This window comes from Actinomadura sp. 9N407, from assembly GCF_044326315.1.
GTDB lineage: Bacteria > Actinomycetota > Actinomycetes > Streptosporangiales > Streptosporangiaceae > Spirillospora.
In genome coordinates this window covers 167,617-184,596 of record NZ_JBIRAW010000012.1, presented here as the reverse complement: position 1 = coordinate 184,596, position 16,980 = coordinate 167,617, and the positions used below count along the sequence as shown (strand labels likewise).

Annotated in this window: 13 protein-coding genes, 2 tRNA genes and 1 pseudogene; 9 read left to right on the top strand and 7 right to left on the bottom strand. The window is 67.8% G+C overall.

The features are described 5' to 3' along the window. Positions 1 to 98: 98 nt before the first annotated feature. From ACH34Q_RS21085 to ACH34Q_RS21070, 4 genes are all read right to left on the bottom strand, one after another. Entirely contained in the window at positions 99 to 932 is an 834-nt protein-coding gene (locus tag ACH34Q_RS21085) for a hypothetical protein (protein WP_395984700.1), read from the bottom strand. An 853-nt stretch (positions 933 to 1,785) separates the two neighbouring features. Next, the gene (locus ACH34Q_RS21080; RefSeq protein ID WP_395984699.1) at positions 1,786 to 2,115 is read right to left on the bottom strand and encodes a helix-turn-helix domain-containing protein; all 330 of its coding nucleotides are present in this window, start codon (positions 2,113 to 2,115) and stop codon (positions 1,786 to 1,788) included. After that, a complete protein-coding gene (locus tag ACH34Q_RS21075; RefSeq protein WP_395984698.1) occupies positions 2,112 to 2,486 on the bottom strand; it encodes a type II toxin-antitoxin system RelE/ParE family toxin in 375 nt (124 codons plus the stop codon). The genes ACH34Q_RS21080 and ACH34Q_RS21075 overlap by 4 nt, the downstream gene beginning before the upstream one ends. Positions 2,487 to 3,422: 936 nt before the next feature. Beyond that, the gene (locus ACH34Q_RS21070) at positions 3,423 to 3,599 is read right to left on the bottom strand and encodes a hypothetical protein (protein WP_395984697.1); all 177 of its coding nucleotides are present in this window, start codon (positions 3,597 to 3,599) and stop codon (positions 3,423 to 3,425) included. Positions 3,600 to 4,012: 413 nt separating this feature from the next. Here ACH34Q_RS21070 and ACH34Q_RS21065 point away from each other — a divergent pair, with 413 nt between their 5' ends. Together ACH34Q_RS21065 and ACH34Q_RS21060 are read left to right on the top strand one after the other, a co-directional pair. Next, positions 4,013 to 4,396, top strand: coding sequence for a hypothetical protein (locus ACH34Q_RS21065; protein WP_395984696.1), 384 nt, complete (start codon positions 4,013 to 4,015; stop codon positions 4,394 to 4,396). Positions 4,397 to 4,772: 376 nt separating this feature from the next. Then, positions 4,773 to 5,126, top strand: coding sequence for a tyrosine-type recombinase/integrase (locus ACH34Q_RS21060; protein WP_395984782.1), 354 nt, complete (start codon positions 4,773 to 4,775; stop codon positions 5,124 to 5,126). A gap of 74 nt (positions 5,127 to 5,200) precedes the next feature. Here ACH34Q_RS21060 and ACH34Q_RS21055 read toward each other — a convergent pair. Continuing rightward, positions 5,201 to 5,277: transfer RNA gene (locus ACH34Q_RS21055), tRNA-Phe, on the bottom strand. Positions 5,278 to 5,297: 20 nt separating this feature from the next. After that, positions 5,298 to 5,375: transfer RNA gene (locus tag ACH34Q_RS21050), tRNA-Asp, on the bottom strand. 287 nt (positions 5,376 to 5,662) lie between these two features. Here ACH34Q_RS21050 and ACH34Q_RS21045 point away from each other — a divergent pair. The 4 genes and pseudogenes from ACH34Q_RS21045 to ACH34Q_RS21030 all read left to right on the top strand — a co-directional run bounded on the left by ACH34Q_RS21045 (position 5,663) and on the right by ACH34Q_RS21030 (position 10,138). Beyond that, a complete protein-coding gene (locus ACH34Q_RS21045) occupies positions 5,663 to 7,438 on the top strand; it encodes an adenylate/guanylate cyclase domain-containing protein (RefSeq protein ID WP_395984695.1) in 1,776 nt (591 codons plus the stop codon). Between the two features lie 135 nt (positions 7,439 to 7,573). After that, positions 7,574 to 8,473 carry a glycerophosphodiester phosphodiesterase gene (locus ACH34Q_RS21040; RefSeq protein WP_395984694.1) on the top strand — a complete coding sequence of 300 codons (900 nt, stop codon included), beginning with the start codon at positions 7,574 to 7,576 and terminating at the stop codon, positions 8,471 to 8,473. Positions 8,474 to 8,510: 37 nt separating this feature from the next. Then, a pseudogene (locus ACH34Q_RS21035) lies at positions 8,511 to 8,765 on the top strand (nitrile hydratase subunit alpha); the annotation flags it as partial. A 47-nt stretch (positions 8,766 to 8,812) separates the two neighbouring features. Next, positions 8,813 to 10,138 carry a sensor histidine kinase gene (locus ACH34Q_RS21030; protein ID WP_395984693.1) on the top strand — a complete coding sequence of 442 codons (1,326 nt, stop codon included), beginning with the start codon at positions 8,813 to 8,815 and terminating at the stop codon, positions 10,136 to 10,138. Between the two features lie 62 nt (positions 10,139 to 10,200). Here the strand turns inward: ACH34Q_RS21030 and ACH34Q_RS21025 are convergent, their stop codons facing one another. After that, positions 10,201 to 11,484 (bottom strand): cyclic nucleotide-binding domain-containing protein, encoded by a 1,284-nt coding sequence (locus ACH34Q_RS21025; protein WP_395984692.1) that lies wholly within the window; start codon positions 11,482 to 11,484, stop codon positions 10,201 to 10,203. Between the two features lie 829 nt (positions 11,485 to 12,313). Here ACH34Q_RS21025 and ACH34Q_RS21020 point away from each other — a divergent pair. From ACH34Q_RS21020 to ACH34Q_RS21010, 3 genes are all read left to right on the top strand, one after another. Then, positions 12,314 to 13,186, top strand: coding sequence for a helix-turn-helix domain-containing protein (locus tag ACH34Q_RS21020; RefSeq protein WP_395984691.1), 873 nt, complete (start codon positions 12,314 to 12,316; stop codon positions 13,184 to 13,186). 258 nt (positions 13,187 to 13,444) lie between these two features. After that, positions 13,445 to 13,657, top strand: a complete 213-nt coding sequence (locus tag ACH34Q_RS21015) for a DUF397 domain-containing protein (RefSeq protein ID WP_395984690.1) — start codon at positions 13,445 to 13,447, stop codon at positions 13,655 to 13,657. Between the two features lie 369 nt (positions 13,658 to 14,026). Continuing rightward, the gene (locus ACH34Q_RS21010) at positions 14,027 to 16,939 is read left to right on the top strand and encodes an FAD-binding and (Fe-S)-binding domain-containing protein (protein ID WP_395984689.1); all 2,913 of its coding nucleotides are present in this window, start codon (positions 14,027 to 14,029) and stop codon (positions 16,937 to 16,939) included. The last annotated feature ends 41 nt before the right edge of the window (positions 16,940 to 16,980 follow it).

The following is a 16,980-nucleotide window of genomic DNA, read 5'->3' as shown; positions in this document are numbered from 1 at the left end:
TCCGGGGACGGGTCACGTACGTCCATGCCCCGAGCATCCAAGCCACGCAGCAGCGAGCCCGACCCTGGCCGAGCCCATCCACGTGATGCGGATACAGGTCACGATTCTCGCTGAACGGACTTCATGAACCAGTGCCCGCAGTAGTCCGACGTAGTGGTCAATGGGTGGTCCGGATCGGTCATCTGCCGGAACAGGAACTCCGTCGCAGTGCACTCGAAACGGCTCCCTTCGTTGAGGCTGTCCACGGCATAGACTGGCCACCGATCGGGGTCGGACCCTTCATTGATCCAGAAGATCGTCTCCTCGTGCTCGTTGTTCGACCAGGGGATCACCCCGGCCGAGGCCGGAAAATGCGGATGCTCGCTTCCGCCCTTTCCGGCGTGGAACCCGACATGCCAGATCAGCTCCTCCGGGGTGAAGACCTTGAAGAACGCGTCGAACGCGCCGTCGCAACCGAACGTCTCGACGAGCCGCCTGTAATCGCTCGGCAGAGGCGTGCCCAGGCGGGACTCGACCGCTGCCCAGTCGAACCTGGGCACCAGTGGCGCCGTCCCCGCGGTGATCGCGATCAGCCGCTCCAGCCACGGCATCCCCACGGGCAACTCGCCCGGGTCCGGCAGGTTCCGCTCTGTGACGGCCACGACCGTTCGGCCGTCCGGCTCTTGGCCGAGCGCGACCGCCCGCGCATCCCATACCCAGGCGTGCGTCCACCCGACCTGCTCCCCCGCGACCAGTGGCCGCAGCCCGTCGGCTTGAGTGAACGGGCCGGCGTACCGTTTGGTGAGCGTTTTGACCAGACCGTCCACGTCCACGCCACTGGTGACCGGCAGGCACGTATGCCCGCCCGGATGCCCGGTCTCATCGCATGTCAGGCCATCGAGATTCATCTGCATGAGGCGGGCCACGGCAGCCAATAACTGCTCATCTTCCATGAACGGCAGCTAAGCATGCGTAGCCGACAACTGCTCAGAGAACGGTCCCCATGTCGCCGGCAGTCCTGGCCGTCGCTGACGACCCGTCACAGCCACCTTGGGACACCGAAAGATCCGGACCCGATTCCGTGGTTCAGTTCTTGGACCTGAGTTTTCGCTATGAAGCGACGGTCCGCTTCTCAGCTAGAACGACCAGCCTGCCCAGAGGGAGTCCGCCGAGGCTGGACCGTATTCCAGGTGTGCCGGTGGTGGGCTCCGGTGGCGGCCGCTGCTGTCACCCGCGCGGAGTGGCCCAAGCCGATCCGGCGTCACCGCGCACACCGTGTCCCAACTCGTTCGGGCGGGCCTGACCGTGGGTGTGCCCGAGACGGTGACCGCGCATCCGGCCGCGTTCGTCACTCTTACCCGCAGCAGAGGCGGGCGGGCGGCCGAAGGAGGACGGGGCGGCCATCGCGTCCGCTACCGGGACGGCCGACCGATCGAAGGTGGGGTGAAGTCGACCGGTGACGCGGGGTCGGGCACAGCGACATCGAGGTGACCATGACGATCTACGCTCACACCCCGCTCGACGACAAGCGGCGGCGCTGCGGAGGCTGGGGGATGCGCTCGGCTGATGACGTTGTCGTCACTACTGTCGTCAAAAAGGCTCGCGACCGATATCGGCCCGGGCCTTTTTCCTGGTCAGATGTGGTGGGCAGGGGGCGGGGTCGAACCGCCGACCTTCCGCTTTTCAGAAGTAGCGTTAACCCTGCCGCCGCCGCGTCTCCCGAGGTCGGACGGTGCCTGACGTGCGCTCGTGGTGTCCACCGTTCGTAGACGTTGCCGTCACGGTTGCCGTCATCCGGCGATGCTGTCAGGCGACCTTGATCGAGTGGGGTCCGACGCTGACGGTGATGTCTACATGGCCGCCTAGTGCGGTGGCGTAGGCGCGGAGTGTCTCCAGTTCCATGGCTTCGAGGTCGCCGTTCTCGATCTGAGAGACACGGGACTGGGAGACGCCGAGGATCTGGGCAACCTCGGCTTGCGTCTTGCCGATGGCCTTGCGAAGTTCCTTGAGGTGGTGGCCGGCGACGTAGGAGTCCAGTTCGGCGCGAGCCCGGGCCTGGCGTTCGGGCTCGGCCAGTTCAGGGTTGCGGCGGTGTGCTTCGGCCTTGACATCCTGCCAGCGGCGTCCAGTGCTCATCGTCCGGCCTCCTTGTCCTTCTCAGCCCGGTACTCGGCATAGCGGGCTTCGGCCAGCGGGATGGCCTCGTCGTACCATCGTGACCACTGCCCGGCCTTGTCTCCGGCTACGAGGAAGATCGCGGCACGGTCTGGATCGAAGACGAACAGCATGCGGATCTCGGATCGTCCTCTGCTGCCGGGTCGCAGTTCCTTGAGGTTGCGCAGCTCGCTGTGTTCCAGGGTGTCGACGAGCGGCCGTCCCAGCGTCGGGCCGACCGCGGCCAGCCTGTCGATGGCCTGCTCGATCAAGGCTGCGGTGTCCACATCGGACTCACACAGCTTGAGGAACCAGCTCTCGACCGGTTCGAGGAGGATGATGTCCCATGGCACCCCATCAATATAACTTGTAGCTCATACCGGTGGCTGGCCGTCCGCCTTCTTGATGACGGATGTTGCTGGCAACGACCGCATCGATGGGCGACCCAGCCAGTCGGCCATGCCCAGCCCCGAAAGGCCAGGCCAGGAAGCCGCAGGCTGACGACAACAGCCCCAAACCACTGGCAGCCATCGACATACGCCCAGCACCGTCCGACCTCGGCAGATGGGCCGGCGGCAGGGTGAACGCTACTTCTGAAAAGCGGAAGGTCGACGGTTCGACCCCGCCCCTGCCCATCACACTTGACCAGCACAAACGCCCGGAGCCATCAGGCCCGGGGCTTTGGGGCTGCGCGCTGTGATGGGTTCGGGGAACGGTGTCGGCTCGTCCTCGTATCGTAATGCAGGCCGTTGAGATCGCGGCGTCGATGGTCGAGCACCTGAGGGCAACGGGGAACTACACCACCAAGTACCGTGATGAGGAAAAGCGGAGGGTGCTCCAGAGAGCTGGCCGCATCGCCAGAGAGACTGTAAACCGCGCAGGATGTCCTTTGTAGTGTGGGAGGGGCATGCACCGCCTGGTGGACGGGCCCGACACCGTTAGGGGACGAGATCACGACGCTACGGGCTATGGACGGGATCGACGTCGCCCTCCGTGATCAGGCGCCTGGGGATTGATCTCGCCGAGGATCGAACACACCGGTTCATTGCGAGTCTTACGAGCAAGGTCCACGCCCGTCCAGATCTGTTCGGTGACCTGCTCTGGAGCCCTCCCCCGGCACCCGGCAGTTCCATGGCCGTCCGAGGTCTTAGCACGCTCAGCGCACCGCGACCCGCTCCGGAGTGCTCGTTCGCGCGAGCGGCGAGACGATGTGACAGACCATTTCGCGCGAACGAGTACTCCGGCTCGCCGGGGGGCTGGCGACTGCGAAGCCCCCGCTTCGGGCACGCTCAGCCGTTGTTGCTCTGCGCCGAGTGGAGCAAGTAGATCGCGATCATGCTCGTCAGATCACCAATGATCACGTGGATCTGCTCGGCCTCGATACCCATCGCGGAGAATGTGTTGATCGAGATGGCAGCAATGATCAGGATCAGAGCCGGACTTTCTTGTCGAGGTAGGGTCGCCACCACGGCTCCTCGGAGTCGAGAGGATGGCCACTCCCGGGGACTTTCCACAGCAACCGGGGGTGGCCGTTTCGTCTCCGGGAGACTAACGCGCTTCCAAGTACTCACTTCCCCAACCAAGCGCTCATTTGCTACCACTGGCGCTAGTAAATGAGCGCTTGGTTCGGAAACAAAAACAGAAGAAACTAGCTGGTAGAAGGCTTGGCTCACATTAGGGCAAGTTTTATCGTGATGTGTGTCACATTTCTAGGCGGGCTGTGTATGCACTGGGGCGGCCGTGGCCGGGCTGCGTGGCGGGACCGGACGGGACAGGCCGCATGCCCGGCGCGCAGAGTCGGGTGCGGCCGCCCGGCGCCACGCGAAGCGGGGCGCCTTTAAAACCGTAATAAAAGTTCTAATCAGAGTGTTGCAAGATCATGGCGCGGACCTCGCCTCCGCCGGAACCGCGACACGGGGATGAGAGCCGGCAGCAGGTCTTCACCGAGTTGGGGACTGCTCTGCCAGCGGACTACGCCGAGTTCATCGACACCTACGGATCTTGCGAGATCGGTGAGTACCTCGTGATCGCTGACCCCCGGGATCCACCGCACCACCAACTCTGGAGCGAGTTGGGCGACCAGTACCGGGCGATGAGGAAGCAGTTCCCGGAGTCCAGCCCGCTGGCGGCCTGGCCAGAACAGGGGGAGTCCTCGGGCTGGGGCATCGACATCGACGGCAACCGGTTCGGCTGGCTGACTCAGGGTGAACCGGACCGCTGGCCGACTGCGGTCTGGGGTCTGGGGTCTGGGGCAGGCAACTAGAAGACGGCGTCATCGGCCACATCTCGATGACCGAGTTCCTCTTCGGCTGGCTGTGCTCTCCACCCGCCTTCCAAAGACTGCCGGACCTGTCCGACGAAAGCGAGCGAGACGACGACCCCAATCATGTCAGTTGCCACCCCTGGTAGCCCCCGTTGGTGATGCGACCTAGAGCAAACGTCGAGCATCGATCGGGACTGATCCATTACCAGAACGAACTGAGCGACAGCGGGCGTTGCCGCCTACATGTCCATCCCCTGAAAGCGTAGAGACGTGTTGGATCGGTTGATCTTGTTGTGGGGTCAGGCGACCTGGGGTCGTGCGCGGGCTTGGGTGATCTCGTAGTCGATCGGGCACGGTTCCGTTTCCGAGGTTATGTATCGCGGCCCTGTGTGAGCACAAGGTCCGCCAGGAGGCAGAGAGGGCGGACGCCTGGTCGACCTGGCAGGATCACGGGCTTGTCTTCCCGTCCCGCATCGGGACGCCCATGGAGCCGGACAACCTTCGCCGTAGCTGGGGCCGTGTTCGGGAGACGGCGGGGCTCGGCGTGATGCGGTTCCATGACATGCGGCATACGTGCGTCTCGCTGCTGCTGGACCTCGGCGTGCCGCCGCACGTGGTCCGGGAGATCGTCGGCCACAGCGACATTGGGGTCACCATGACGATCTACGCTCACGCGGCGCTGGATGAGAAGCGGGCGGCGCTGAGGAAGCTGGGGGATGCGCTCGGCTGAGGCCGTTGCTGTCACCACTGCTGTCAAAAAGGCCCGCGACCGATTACGGTCCGGGCCTTTTGGCTGGTCAGATGTGGTGGGCAGGGGCGGGGTCGAACCGCCGACCTTCCGCTTTTCAGGCGGACGCTCGTACCGACTGAGCTACCTGCCCACGACGCGCATCCGCACGTCTGGCGGTCCTGACGGGATTTGAACCCGCGGCCTCCACCTTGACAGGGTGGCGAGCACTCCTAGCTGCTCCACAGGACCTTGCGTCTCCGAGCCTATCGGCTCTCGAGGTGTCCTCCGACCGGCGGAACCGGTTCTTGGCGACGTCCGGAAGCATACGTGATGGCAGAGAGGAGCGCCAACTCGTTCTCGGGTACCCCCGGGGCGTTCGGGCGGAGGGCCGGTTGTTTCGCCTGGGGCGGGAGGGAGTGCGGTGATATATCTAGGGGCCGCATGCCTGTGGCGACCGTCGATAGTACGGTGAGCCCCAAGGGCGTCGGCTGTGGGCGTCTGGGAGCCGCAGACCCGTGTGAGGGCTGGAGGCGCATGTGACCGGCAGATCGGTGGGGCGCGGTATCAGCGCCCGGCTGGACGGTCTTCCCCTGATGCACGGTGTTCCCCGGACGATGCTCGAGCTGCGGGTGCGCTGGGTGCTGCTCGTGGTGGTGGTGGTCGCGAATCTCGGTGGCTCGCTGGTCGTGCTGCTGTTCGCGACGTTCGTGGTGCCTGATCCGCCGCTGCAGGACGTTGGTCGGGTCCGGTTGGTGAACACGGTCGCGTTCTTCAGTTATCCGGTGTTCGCGGGGCCTTTCGCGCTGGTGTTCGGGCTGTATCTGTGGCGTCCCGTCGTACGGCTCGTACGCGAGGGCGGCGTACCTGACCGGTCGCAGCGCCGTGCCGTTCTGCTGGGGCCGCTTCGGTTGACGTTGCTGGTCGGTGGGTTGTGGGTGATCGGCGCGGCCGGCTGGGCCGTGCTGGATGTGACGTTGTTCAGTGCGCGGCTCGCGGTGAAGACCGGGCTGACGGCGCTGCTCGGGGCGATGACGACGTGCACGATCATCTATTTGCTGTCGGAACGGTTGATGCGGCCGGCGGCTTCGCTGGTGCTGGCGAGCGAGCAGGACGGGCAGATCCGGCTGCCGGGTGTCACGACTCGGGTGATGCTCGCGTGGGCGCTCGGTACGGCCCTTCCGGTGCTGGGTCTGGTCTGCGTGGCGATCGCGGCGCTGGCGGCGTCCGATATCAACACCACCAAGCTGGCCATCACGATCCTGGGGCTGGGCGGGGTGGCGCTGACGGTCGGGATGTACGTGACGTACATCGCGACGCAGGCCATCGCCGATCCGATCAAGTCGCTGCGGACGGGGATGGCGCGGGTGGAGCGCGGCGATCTGGGGACCGGGGTGCCGGTGTACGACGCCAGCGAGGTCGGGCAACTCCAGGTGGGCTTCAACCACATGGTGGCCGGGCTGCGGGAGCATGAGCGGCTCCGCGATCTGTTCGGGCGCCATGTGGGCGAGGAGGTCGCGGGGCTGGCGATCGAGCAGGGTGATATCGAGCTCGGCGGTGAGAACCGCGAGGTCGCGGTGCTGTTCGTGGATCTGACCGGGTCGACGCGGCTGGCCGAGACGCACACGCCCGGTGAGGTCGTGGAGCTGCTCAACATGTTCTTCGGTGTCGTGGTGGACGTGGTGGCCACGCACGGTGGGTGGATCAACAAGTTCGAAGGGGACGCGGCGCTGGCGATCTTCGGTGCGCCGACCGAGATCGAGGACGCGGCCGGCGGTGCGCTGGGGGCGGCCCGGGAGTTGGCGCGGAGGCTGCGTGCGGAGGTTCCGCTGCTGGACGCGGGGATCGGTGTTTCGGCCGGTCCGGTCGTGGCCGGGTACATCGGGGCGGAGCAGCGCTTCGAGTACACGGTGATCGGCGATCCGGTGAACGAGGCGGCTCGGCTGAGCGATCTGGCCAAGGTCGCGCCGGGGCGGGTGCTGGCCTCGGGGACGGTGCACGGGCTGGCCCATATGGACGAGGCCGGCGAGTGGGACGTGGGCAAGCCGGTCACGTTGCGGGGGCGCCGCAGGCAGACGCGGCTGGTGACGCCGCGCCCTTCGGTGCTGGTGGAGCCGGTACGGACCGACGGGGATGTGCCGGAGGCCGCGGTGTCGGCCGCGCGCCGGTTGCGCCTTCCCCGGCCGCGGATCCGGGCCCGCCGCATTCTGCTCCGGCCCTCGATTCCGTTCCCGAGGATCGTCCGGCGGGATCTCGAGGTGCCACCGGATTGTCCGGAATCTAATGTCATGCCGCCAGAAAGCCGACAGACCTAATAGTTCATTATTGGTGCGGCGAAAGCGGATGCCTAACGTCATCGGGAGTACACGATCTGCTATCGCCCTGTTACTTCCGTGTCACCATGCGCCCCGAAGGTGGGAATGAACATCACCTACCACGAAGGGTGACACATGCTGCGTCGACTCGGACTTCCCCTCGCAGCGGTCGTGGCCGCTACGGCGATCGCCGGCCCCGCGGTGAGCGCGGCCGCCGGAACGGTACCGGCGGCGGCGTCCATGGCCGCCGGCGTCGACAACGTCGCGCACCGGGGCGCCTCCGGGGACGCGCCGGAGAACACGATCGCGGCGTTCCGGCTGGCCCGGCGGCAGGACGCCGACCGGCTCGAGTTCGATGTGCAGGAGACCAAGGACCACAAGCTGGTCGTCATTCACGACACCACGCTGTCCCGTACGACCAACGTCGAATCGGTCTATCCCAAGCGCAGGCCGTGGAAGGTCGCCGACTTCACGCTCGCGCAGATCCGCAGGCTGGACGCCGGCTCGTGGTTCGGCAACCGGTACAAGGGCGAGCGCGTCCCCACGCTGCGGGAGTCGCTGCGTGCCGTGCAGGGGAGCGGGCTGGGCCTGCTGCTGGAGGTCAAGTCGCCGCGGCTCTACCCGGGCATCGAACGCCGGATCGTCGCGGAACTGCGGGCCAATCCGTACTGGCTGCCGTCCGCCGGTACGGACCGCCTCGTCGTGCAGTCGTTCGACTTCAGCTCCATGCGGCGGTTCCACAGGCTCATGCCGAAGGCACCGATCGGGCTTATCGGGACGCCGGTGAAGGGCGACCTGCCGAAGCTGGCCAAATACGCGGAACAGATCAATGTTCCGTACGGCCGGCTGACATCGGCGTACGTCAAGCGCGTTCATGAGCTGAAGATGGAGGTCTTCACGTGGACGGTCAACAGCCGTTCCTCGATGCGGCGCGCCATCGGCCTCGGGGTGGACGGCATCATCACCAATGAGCCCGGCAGGCTCAGCGACGTTCTCGTGCAGAAGCGCGGGGACGAGGAGGAAGACGACGACTGAACGCCGGGGTGGCGTCGTCCCATGAGTACGGGAGCCGCGCGCCGTGCTCGCCGAGTTCGGGCTGGACCCGCCCGCCGGGACGGAGATCGCCGTCGGGGACTCCAGTTCCGAGGCGCGCTCCATGGTCCTGCCGAACCGCCCTGACGGCACCCAGGGCAGGGCCGAGTCGGAGCCGGCGGGACCGGTGACCGGTAGGGATCGATCGGTACCGCGGCCGTTTGACGACGATCTTTGTCGTCTCTTGCCCGTCCCTCGATCGCCCATCCGCCCGCAGGGTGGTTACCTCGCCTAGCGGGGGGTGGGGTGATCAGGCGGAGTACGAGGTCCATCCGGGTCCGGATGGCGCTGCGGACCGGGATCATCACGGCGATGGTCTCGCTGATCATGAACGCCATGCTGATCATCGGGATCCGCGACCAGGCGGTCGACTTCAAGGCGCAGCAGACCGGCACGGCGGCCCTGGAGATCGTCTCGATGGTCGAACGGGGCCGGCTGCCGGCCGTGCTGCCGCGGGTCGAGGGCGTGGCCGTCCAGGTCCTCGACATGCGGGGCGGTGTGGTCGCCGCGACGCCGGATCTGCGCGGCCTGCCGCGGATGGCGGCGTTCATGCCTCCCCAGGAGAGCAAGTACGCCTCCCGTACCGTCTGCTCGGCCCCCGGGATGAGGGGCTGCATGCGGGTGATCGCGTTCCGGGTCTACCGCCCGGGCGGCGAACGCCTCGTCTATGCCGCCGATGAGGCCGTCCCCTGGTACGTGAGCGGCGGCCTGTGCACGTTCCTGTTCTCGATCTCGGTGCTGGTGAGCCTGCTGTCGGGACTGCGGACCTGGCGGACGGTCGATCACGCACTGGCCCCGGTGGACGCGATCCGGGCCGAGCTGGCGGAGATCACCGCGACCGAGTCCGGCCGCCGCGTGCCCGTACCGGAGAACCGGGACGAGATCAGGCTGCTGGCCGAGGCCGCGAACGCCACGCTCGACCGCCTCGACGCCGCGCTGGAGCAGCAGCGCCGCTTCACCTCGGACGCCTCGCACGATCTGCGCAGCCCGATCACGGCGGCGCGGCTCCAGCTCGAGGAGGCGATGCTCCGTCCCGAGGAGGCCGAGTGGGCGCGGGTCTCCCGTACGGTGCTGGGCAGCCTGGACCGGCTGGAGGCGATCGTGAGCGACCTGCTGGAGCTGGCCCGCCTGGACACCGAGGCCGACCGGCAGAACGCCGCCGCCGAGGAGGCGGATCCGATCGACCTGGCCGAACTCGTCAGCGCCGAGCTCGAACGCTCACCGCGTGGCAGCAAGGTGGTCGTGTCGCGGCTGCAGCGGGACGTGGTCGTACGGGGCGACCGGCTGCGGCTGTCCCGGCTGATGACGAACCTGCTGGACAACGCCGAACGGCACGCGGCGGAGCAGATCACCGTCACCGTCCGGGCCGAGGACGACGTCGCGGTCCTGGAGGTCCTCGACGACGGGAACGGGGTCGCGCCCGAGAACCGCGAGATGGTGTTCCAGCGTTTCGCGCGGCTCAAGGACGCCTGCGAGCGCGACAAGGGCGGCACCGGCCTCGGCCTTCCGATCGCCCGCCAGATCGCCCGCATGCACAAGGGCAGCCTGACCTTGGAGGACAGTACGACGGGGGCCCGTTTCGTCCTCAGGCTGCCCCGCCGGCCCTGACCGTACGGGGGGCGGGGCGAGAGGCGGGCCGGGGCGGGGGCCCGGCCTGCGATCGTCGCGCGTCAGTGCGCGGAGCCGCCGGACAGGTGCATCCAGCCGGTGAACTCCGTCTCCTTCACCGTGCAGCACACCTTCTGGTAGCTGTCGGGGACCACGAACCCGGGTGCGTGCACGACCACGTTCTTGTACACGAAGCCGGAGGCGATGAAACCGAGGTCGGAGCGGGTCTCGGCCAGCCGCGCCTTGAGGACCGGCGCGTCGAGCAGGCGAGCCGTGTAGATGATGGCCGAGCCCGAGACGCCCTCGGCGTCGGGCATGACCGGGCCGACGTTCAGGGCCAGGCGCAGCTGGATGCGCAGGGCGTCGCTGGAACGGTGGTTGTGGCGGCGCAGGCCCGCGGCTAGGAGGGCCAGCATGGGGTCGATGACGGAACGGGGGGGCATCTCGGGCGGGACGACGATGAGGGCGCCGTCGCCGCGGTCCTCGCGGTAGCAGGCGTCCCACGGAACGTCCGAGTTCTCGAACGCCTCGCGCAGCAGGCCGTACATGATCTGCCGGATCTCCAGCCGGTCGTCGTCGTTGCGGACGTGGGCGCTGAACCCGGCGATGTCGGCGAACATGATGGAGCACATCTGCCCGGCCCACGAGGGGGTGGTCGCCACCGGCGCGGCGATCTGCGCGGGCTCGGGCGCGCGCAAGGCCGCCGGCAAGGGCGCCTGTACGGGCAGGGCCACTGGTACGTGCGCGACCTCGAAGCCGTGCGACGAGGCGTCGGTGGCCGGGGCACCGGCCTCGGTCAGGCGTTCGTACAGCTCCTTCTCCAGGATGGCGACCACCCGGGGGTGGTCGGTGAGGAAGGCCGCGAACTCGCCGGTGGTCATGCGCAGGCCGCGTACAGGGGTGAGGGCCACGACGGAGGCGGAACGCTGCCGCAGCTGCAGGGCCGCGCGCTCGCCGATGATGTCGCCCGGGCCCCGGGTGGCGATGAGCCGCTCAAGGCCGTCGCGGACGACGCAGACCCTGATGTAGCCGTCGAAGATCAGGACGAGGTGGTCGGCGACCTGGCCTTCCTCCCAGAGGGCGGTGCCGGCCGGGTAGGCGATCCGCGACGCGGCGGTGACGAGCGCGTGCCGCTCCTCGTGCGTGAGCGACTGCCAGAAGCCCCGTGCGAGGGATCCGGGCCGCGCGCGTACCTGGTGCGGGGCGGTGCGCTGCACCGAACGCGAGTGCTTGTGGGAACGGTCGCGTCCGGACTTCGGCGACGGGCGCCCCGGATCGGGCGGCTGCCGCCGGGGAGTGCGGCCGAGGCGGTCGGGGTCGTGCCGATGCGCCGGTCCGGCGATCATGGAGCCCCCTTTCCCAGGGTGAGGTTCGCTCTCCTGAGGGACGGCCGATGGCCGGTCGTGGGGTGGATTGCGGTGGTCGGGGTGGAATTCAGTTCTGCGTGCATGCTCAGAACCCCATGCTCGAATGCGATTCCGGCGGTGCTGTCCTGGCCGGCGGTCCACCGGCCCTTCTGGAGCGGTGCACCGGGCGGAAGTCGCTATCACCTATGGCCTGAACCGCGGGGGCGCGGTTAGACTGGGTGAGTCCGTTAGGGTCGTTTTCCCTGGTCAACGATCTGTTTCGCGAGCGTGCGAGCAGCCTCGGCGACCATGGGGTGATCCTGGCGGGCCCGAAGGGGTCGCCCTCCGCTTTCCTTTGATCCGCCTGGCTGGCTACCGGTGATCAGAGGAGGGAGTGAGGGCGACTCTATTTTATTGAATTGTGCTGTGCCCAGTGGTTTATCCATGGGCCGGCTTGGCTTGGGCTTCGGTCACGGCCTCCCGATCCGAGGGGTCGGCACTGCGCGAGGAACGGCCCGGCGGCGCTGCCCGGCCCCATCACCCAGCGTCAAGATCATTTGGCCACTCTAGCATCCGGTACGCTCGGTGTCAGCGCGGCCCCTACCAATCTGCTACCTAGCACGGTACAACATAGATAGCCGACATGCAGCACGACGGAACGTGGAAATGCAACTTTCGCCCGCCGGTTCGCCGCTCGTCATCCGCTGATCGCTGACATAGCCGGAACCGGCCCGACGTTACGTGTCGAGGTGGCACCATCTATCGTGTCAGGTATCCATCTGCTATGTAGCATCCGAGCTCGTGGCACCGATTACACAGAGTGAGTGAGATGGCAAGTGACCAGGGGCCCATCGTTCAGAGCGCACTGCTGCGCACCGAACTCGTCAGACTCCGCAAAGAGAAGGGGATGACGCAGGAGCAGGTGGCCCGGACGCTGGAGTGGTCGCCGTCCAAGCTCATTCGCGTCGAGGGCGGCAAGAACGCCATCACCCGCACCGATCTCCAGGCCCTCCTGATGGCCTACGACGTGACGTCCGAGAGCCGGCAGGAGCGCTTGCAGACGCTCGCTCGCGGGGCACGCGAGCCGGCCTGGTGGAACAAGTACAAGGGCGAGATCGACGACGCCTTCCTGACGTTCGTCGGTTACAGCGCGGGCGCGTCCTATATCCGGGGCTTTCACGGCACCCTCATTCCCGGACTGCTGCAGACCCGCGAGTACGCCGAGGTCATGAGCACCGGGATCGTCAGCCAGAGCGAGCGCAGCCTGGCCGTCCGGGTGCGTATGCAGCGCCAGGAGGAGCTCGCGCGCCGGGACAACCCGCCGCGCCAGCACTACATCCTCGACGAGGCCGCCATCCGCCGCCATGTCGGTGTCGGGGTCGACCCGGGGATCATGCCCGTCCAGCTGAAGGAGATCGCCGACGGCGCCGAGGCGCGCGACGATCTGATGATCCGCGTGGTCCCGTTCAGTGTCGGCGCCCATCTCGGCCTGTACGGGCCGTTCACGCTGCTGGAGTTCGAGGGCGGGCTGAGCGACGTCCTCTATATGGAGGGCCGTCCCGGTACCAGTGTGATGGTCACTGGAGACGATCAGCAGGTCACCGACTACCGGGACCACTTCGAGACGCTTCTGGACGTGGCGCTGCCGGCCGACAAGTCGATCGCACTGATCCGCCAGACGGCCGAGGACCTCATGGACTGACCTCTTCCACCCCCGTATCGATCATCACAGGAGGTGACAGCCCCGATCGGCACCCACAAGGCCACCGGGCTTTCATAGCAATCCACCTGATCTTGTGTCCCTGGTGTAGGCGGAATAACTGGAACCGTTTACACTCAGGAACGGGAAATTTTCCACAAGGTCGTGGTTTGTTATGCCCTGCTCAGCTCTGGCTCGGTGGGTGCTCTTGCCTGTTCGGAGGCGAGACGGACCCGCCAGCAATGGATGGAGGGTTGCTGGATGGTCGAACGGCCGAACCGGGGGAACGCGCTGAACTGGCGCAAGAGCAGCGCGAGTGCTGAACAAACGGATTGCGTCGAAGTGGCGGCCAGCGGGAGGTCGGTGCTGGTCCGGGACTCCCATGCCCCTTCGGCGCGGGTGATCGAGCTCGATCCCGCCCAGTGGCGTGGTTTCTTGCGGCGCATCATCGATGGTGACGCGGAGGCGCGTTGAGTCAGCGGACTCAACGCGTGAAGGCGCGCCGTGTGTGAAGGCAACACACGGTTCTCGTGTTCGGAGAGGTCGCCGCTTTCGCGACCGTTTCCGCGCGGGCTCCGGATGGGCCCAGGTGTAGGGAGACCATCCGGGGTTCGGGCACGAGACCGCCGTTTCGCATGGATCCGCTATGCCGGGAACGCCTTTTCGCCAGCGCGCGATGCGCGACTGCACCGCGTAGCCCCCTCACGTTGACTCGTGGCGTGTTCGCCTTCACGGGCGACGCCAGGGGCGAACACGCCACGAGTGAACGTGGAGAGCGCCGTAGCCTGGGGTTGATCCAGCGTGGGCGGGAAAGGGGCGGCCGTCGTGGGAACGGTTCGGGGGATGTCATCCGGAGCGGGCGAGCGCGAGCCGGCGGCCGGGCGTGAGCCGACGGTCGGGAGGCGGTTGGCCGAGGCGTTGCCCGGGGTGTTCCGTACCGATCTGACCACCCGTACGGCCTATTCGTCGGATGCCTCGATCTACCGGCAGGTGCCGGTGGCGGTGGCCGAGGTGCGGTCGGCGGACGATCTCGCCCGGGTCCTGGAACTGGCCGCCGCCGAGGGGCTGCCGGTGACCGTCCGTGGCGGCGGGACGTCGATCGCCGGCAACTCGGTCGGGCCGGGGATCGTCGTCGACACCTCGCGGCGCTTCGATCGGATCGTGGGCATCGATCCCGAGGCCCGCACCGCCGTGGTGCAGCCGGGAGTGGTCCTGGACGATCTGCGCGCGGCGGCGGGGAAGTACGGGCTGACGTTCGGGCCCGATCCGTCCAGCCACTCGCGGTGCACGCTCGGCGGCATGATCGGCAACAACGCGTGCGGGTCGCACAGCGTGGCGTGGGGGATCACGTCGGCCAACGTCGAGAGCCTGCGGATGGTGCTGCCGGGTGGGCGGGAGTTGCGGGCCGGGCGGGGCACGAGCGGGGACGAGCGGATCGATGCCGAGCTGACCCGGCTGCGGGACGCGTACCTGGCGCCGCTGCGGACGGAGCTGGGACGGTTCAGCCGCCAGGTGTCGGGTTACGGGCTCCATCACCTGCTGCCGGAGAACGGCTTCGACGTGGCCAAGGCGCTGGTGGGCAGCGAGGGCACGTGCGGCCTGGTCACCGAGGCGACGGTACGGCTCGTACCCGTTCCGGCGGTCCGGGCGCTGGCCGTGCTGGGGTTCCCCGATGTCTACACGGCCGCTGAGCTCGCGCCGTTCGCGGCGAGGGCCGGCGCGCTGACGGTGGAGGGCATGGCCTCCGACCTGCTCACGGCGTTGCGGACACAGCCGGGGCGCGCGAACGCAGGAGCCGACCTGCCGGCAGGCGGCGGATGGCTCTACTGCGAGGTCGGTGGCGAGACCCTCGCGGAGGCGCAGGAAGCCGCGCACGGGCTCGTCGAGGTCGTTCGCGGCCGTTTCCCTGGCGCGACGGCCGTGGTCGTGGACGACCCGGTACGGATGCGGGCGCTGTGGTGGATCCGCGAGGCCGGCTCAGGCATCGTCACGCGGCTGCCTGATGGCGGTGAGGCGTGGCCCGGGTGGGAGGACTCGGCCGTACCGCCCGAGCGGCTCAGCGACTACCTGCGGGGCTTGTACGGGCTGATGGGTGAGCACGGCCTAAGGGGAGTGCCGTACGGGCACTTCGGCGAGGGCTGCCTGCACCTGCGCGTCGATTTCAAACTGGACGACCCGACCGGCCTGGCCGTCTACCGGACCTTCATCGAGGCGGCCTCCGAACTGGTCGTCTCGTACGGTGGAACGGTCTCGGGCGAGCATGGGGACGGCCGCGCCCGTTCAGAACTGCTGAGCAAGATGTACTCCCCGGAGCTGCTGCAAGCGTTCGGGGCGTTCAAGGCCGTTTTCGATCCCAAAGGCATGCTCAACCCTGGCGTGATTGTCGATCCGGCCCGGATGGACGCGGATCTGCGGCCGGGGCCTGGACGGGACGCTCTCGCCCTCACACCCGTGCATGCGCTCACTAGGGACCACGGCTCGTTCACTGCGGCGGTCCACCGTTGCGTGGGCGTCGGGGCCTGCCGGAACCTGGAGACAGGGGCGATGTGTCCCTCGTTCAAGGTGACGCGCGACGAGGTGCATTCGACGCGCGGGCGTGCCCGCGTGCTGGCCGAGATGCTGCGCGGGGAGACGCTGCGGGACGGATGGCGTTCCACGGAGGTACGGGACGCGCTCGACCTGTGCCTGTCGTGCAAGGCGTGCGCCAGCGATTGCCCCGTGAACGTCGACATGGCCACCTACAAGGCCGAATTCCTGCACCGGCACTACGCGAAACGGCTCCGGCCCCTGGCCCACTACTCGATGGGCTGGCTGCCCCTATGGTCCCGGCTCGTCGCGGGGACTCCCGGCGCGGCGCGTTCGGCCAACACAGCGCTGCGGCTGGGACCGGTGGCCGACCTCGCCAAGCGCCTAGCGGGAGTGGAACCGCGTCGCGAAATGATCCGTTTCGCTGAGGAGACGCTAAGGGACTGGTTCCGCAAACGCCGGAACGCACCGGGCTTGAAGCGGAAGGCACCGGGCCTGAAGCGGAAGGCACGGGGCAAGAAGGTGGTGCTCTGGCCGGACACGTTCACCAACTTCCACGAGCCGGCGGCGGGCAAGGCGGCGGTCGAGGTCCTGGAGGCCCTCGGCTACCAGGTGCTGATGCCGCCGGGCCGGGTCTGCTGCGGGCTGACCTGGCATTCAACCGGGCAGCTCAAGGTGACCCAGAAGGTCCTGCGGCAGACCCTCGACATCCTGGAGCCGGCGCTTGAGGCGGGGCTCCCGGTCATCGGCCTGGAGCCGTCCTGCACGGTGATGCTGCGGGACGAGGCACCCGAGCTGCTCCCGGACGACCCGCGCGCGAAACTGCTGGCCGCGCAGACCGTGACGCTGGCTGAGCTGGTCGTCTCGCACGAGGGCGACTGGCCGTTCGGCCGCCTGGACGCGGAGGCCATCGCGCAGGTGCACTGCCACCAGGAGGCGAAGGGCTCGTACGATCCCGACCGCGCCGTACTGGAGCGGCTCGGCGTCACCGCGGACGTGATCGGCGCGGGCTGCTGCGGGCTGGCGGGCAACTTCGGGTTCGAGCCGGGCCACTGGGAGGTCTCGCAGGCGTGCGCGGAGCGGGAGCTGTATCCCAAGGTCCGGAACGCGGGCGATGGTGAGCTGATCCTCGCCGACGGCTTCTCCTGCCGGACCCAGATCGCCCAGGGCACCGGCGACCGAGCCCTCCACCTCGCCGAACTCCTCCGCCGCGCCCTCCCCTCCCCTTGACTCGTGGCGTGTTCGCCTTCCTCCGTGGTTGGGGGGGCGAA

Bases quoted from the DNA above. Each gene is read 5' to 3' on its own strand.
- ACH34Q_RS21085 (WP_395984700.1), bottom strand. From the start codon at position 932: ATGGAAGATGAGCAGTTATTGGCTGCCGTGGCCCGCCTCATGCAGATG.
- ACH34Q_RS21080 (WP_395984699.1), bottom strand. From the start codon at position 2,115: ATGAGCACTGGACGCCGCTGGCAGGATGTCAAGGCCGAAGCACACCGC.
- ACH34Q_RS21065 (WP_395984696.1), top strand. From the start codon at position 4,013: ATGGCGCGGACCTCGCCTCCGCCGGAACCGCGACACGGGGATGAGAGC.
- ACH34Q_RS21040 (WP_395984694.1), top strand. From the start codon at position 7,574: ATGCTGCGTCGACTCGGACTTCCCCTCGCAGCGGTCGTGGCCGCTACG.
- ACH34Q_RS21030 (WP_395984693.1), top strand. From the start codon at position 8,813: ATGGCGCTGCGGACCGGGATCATCACGGCGATGGTCTCGCTGATCATG.
- ACH34Q_RS21025 (WP_395984692.1), bottom strand. From the start codon at position 11,484: ATGATCGCCGGACCGGCGCATCGGCACGACCCCGACCGCCTCGGCCGC.
- ACH34Q_RS21020 (WP_395984691.1), top strand. From the start codon at position 12,314: ATGGCAAGTGACCAGGGGCCCATCGTTCAGAGCGCACTGCTGCGCACC.
- ACH34Q_RS21015 (WP_395984690.1), top strand. From the start codon at position 13,445: ATGGTCGAACGGCCGAACCGGGGGAACGCGCTGAACTGGCGCAAGAGC.
- ACH34Q_RS21010 (WP_395984689.1), top strand. From the start codon at position 14,027: ATGTCATCCGGAGCGGGCGAGCGCGAGCCGGCGGCCGGGCGTGAGCCG.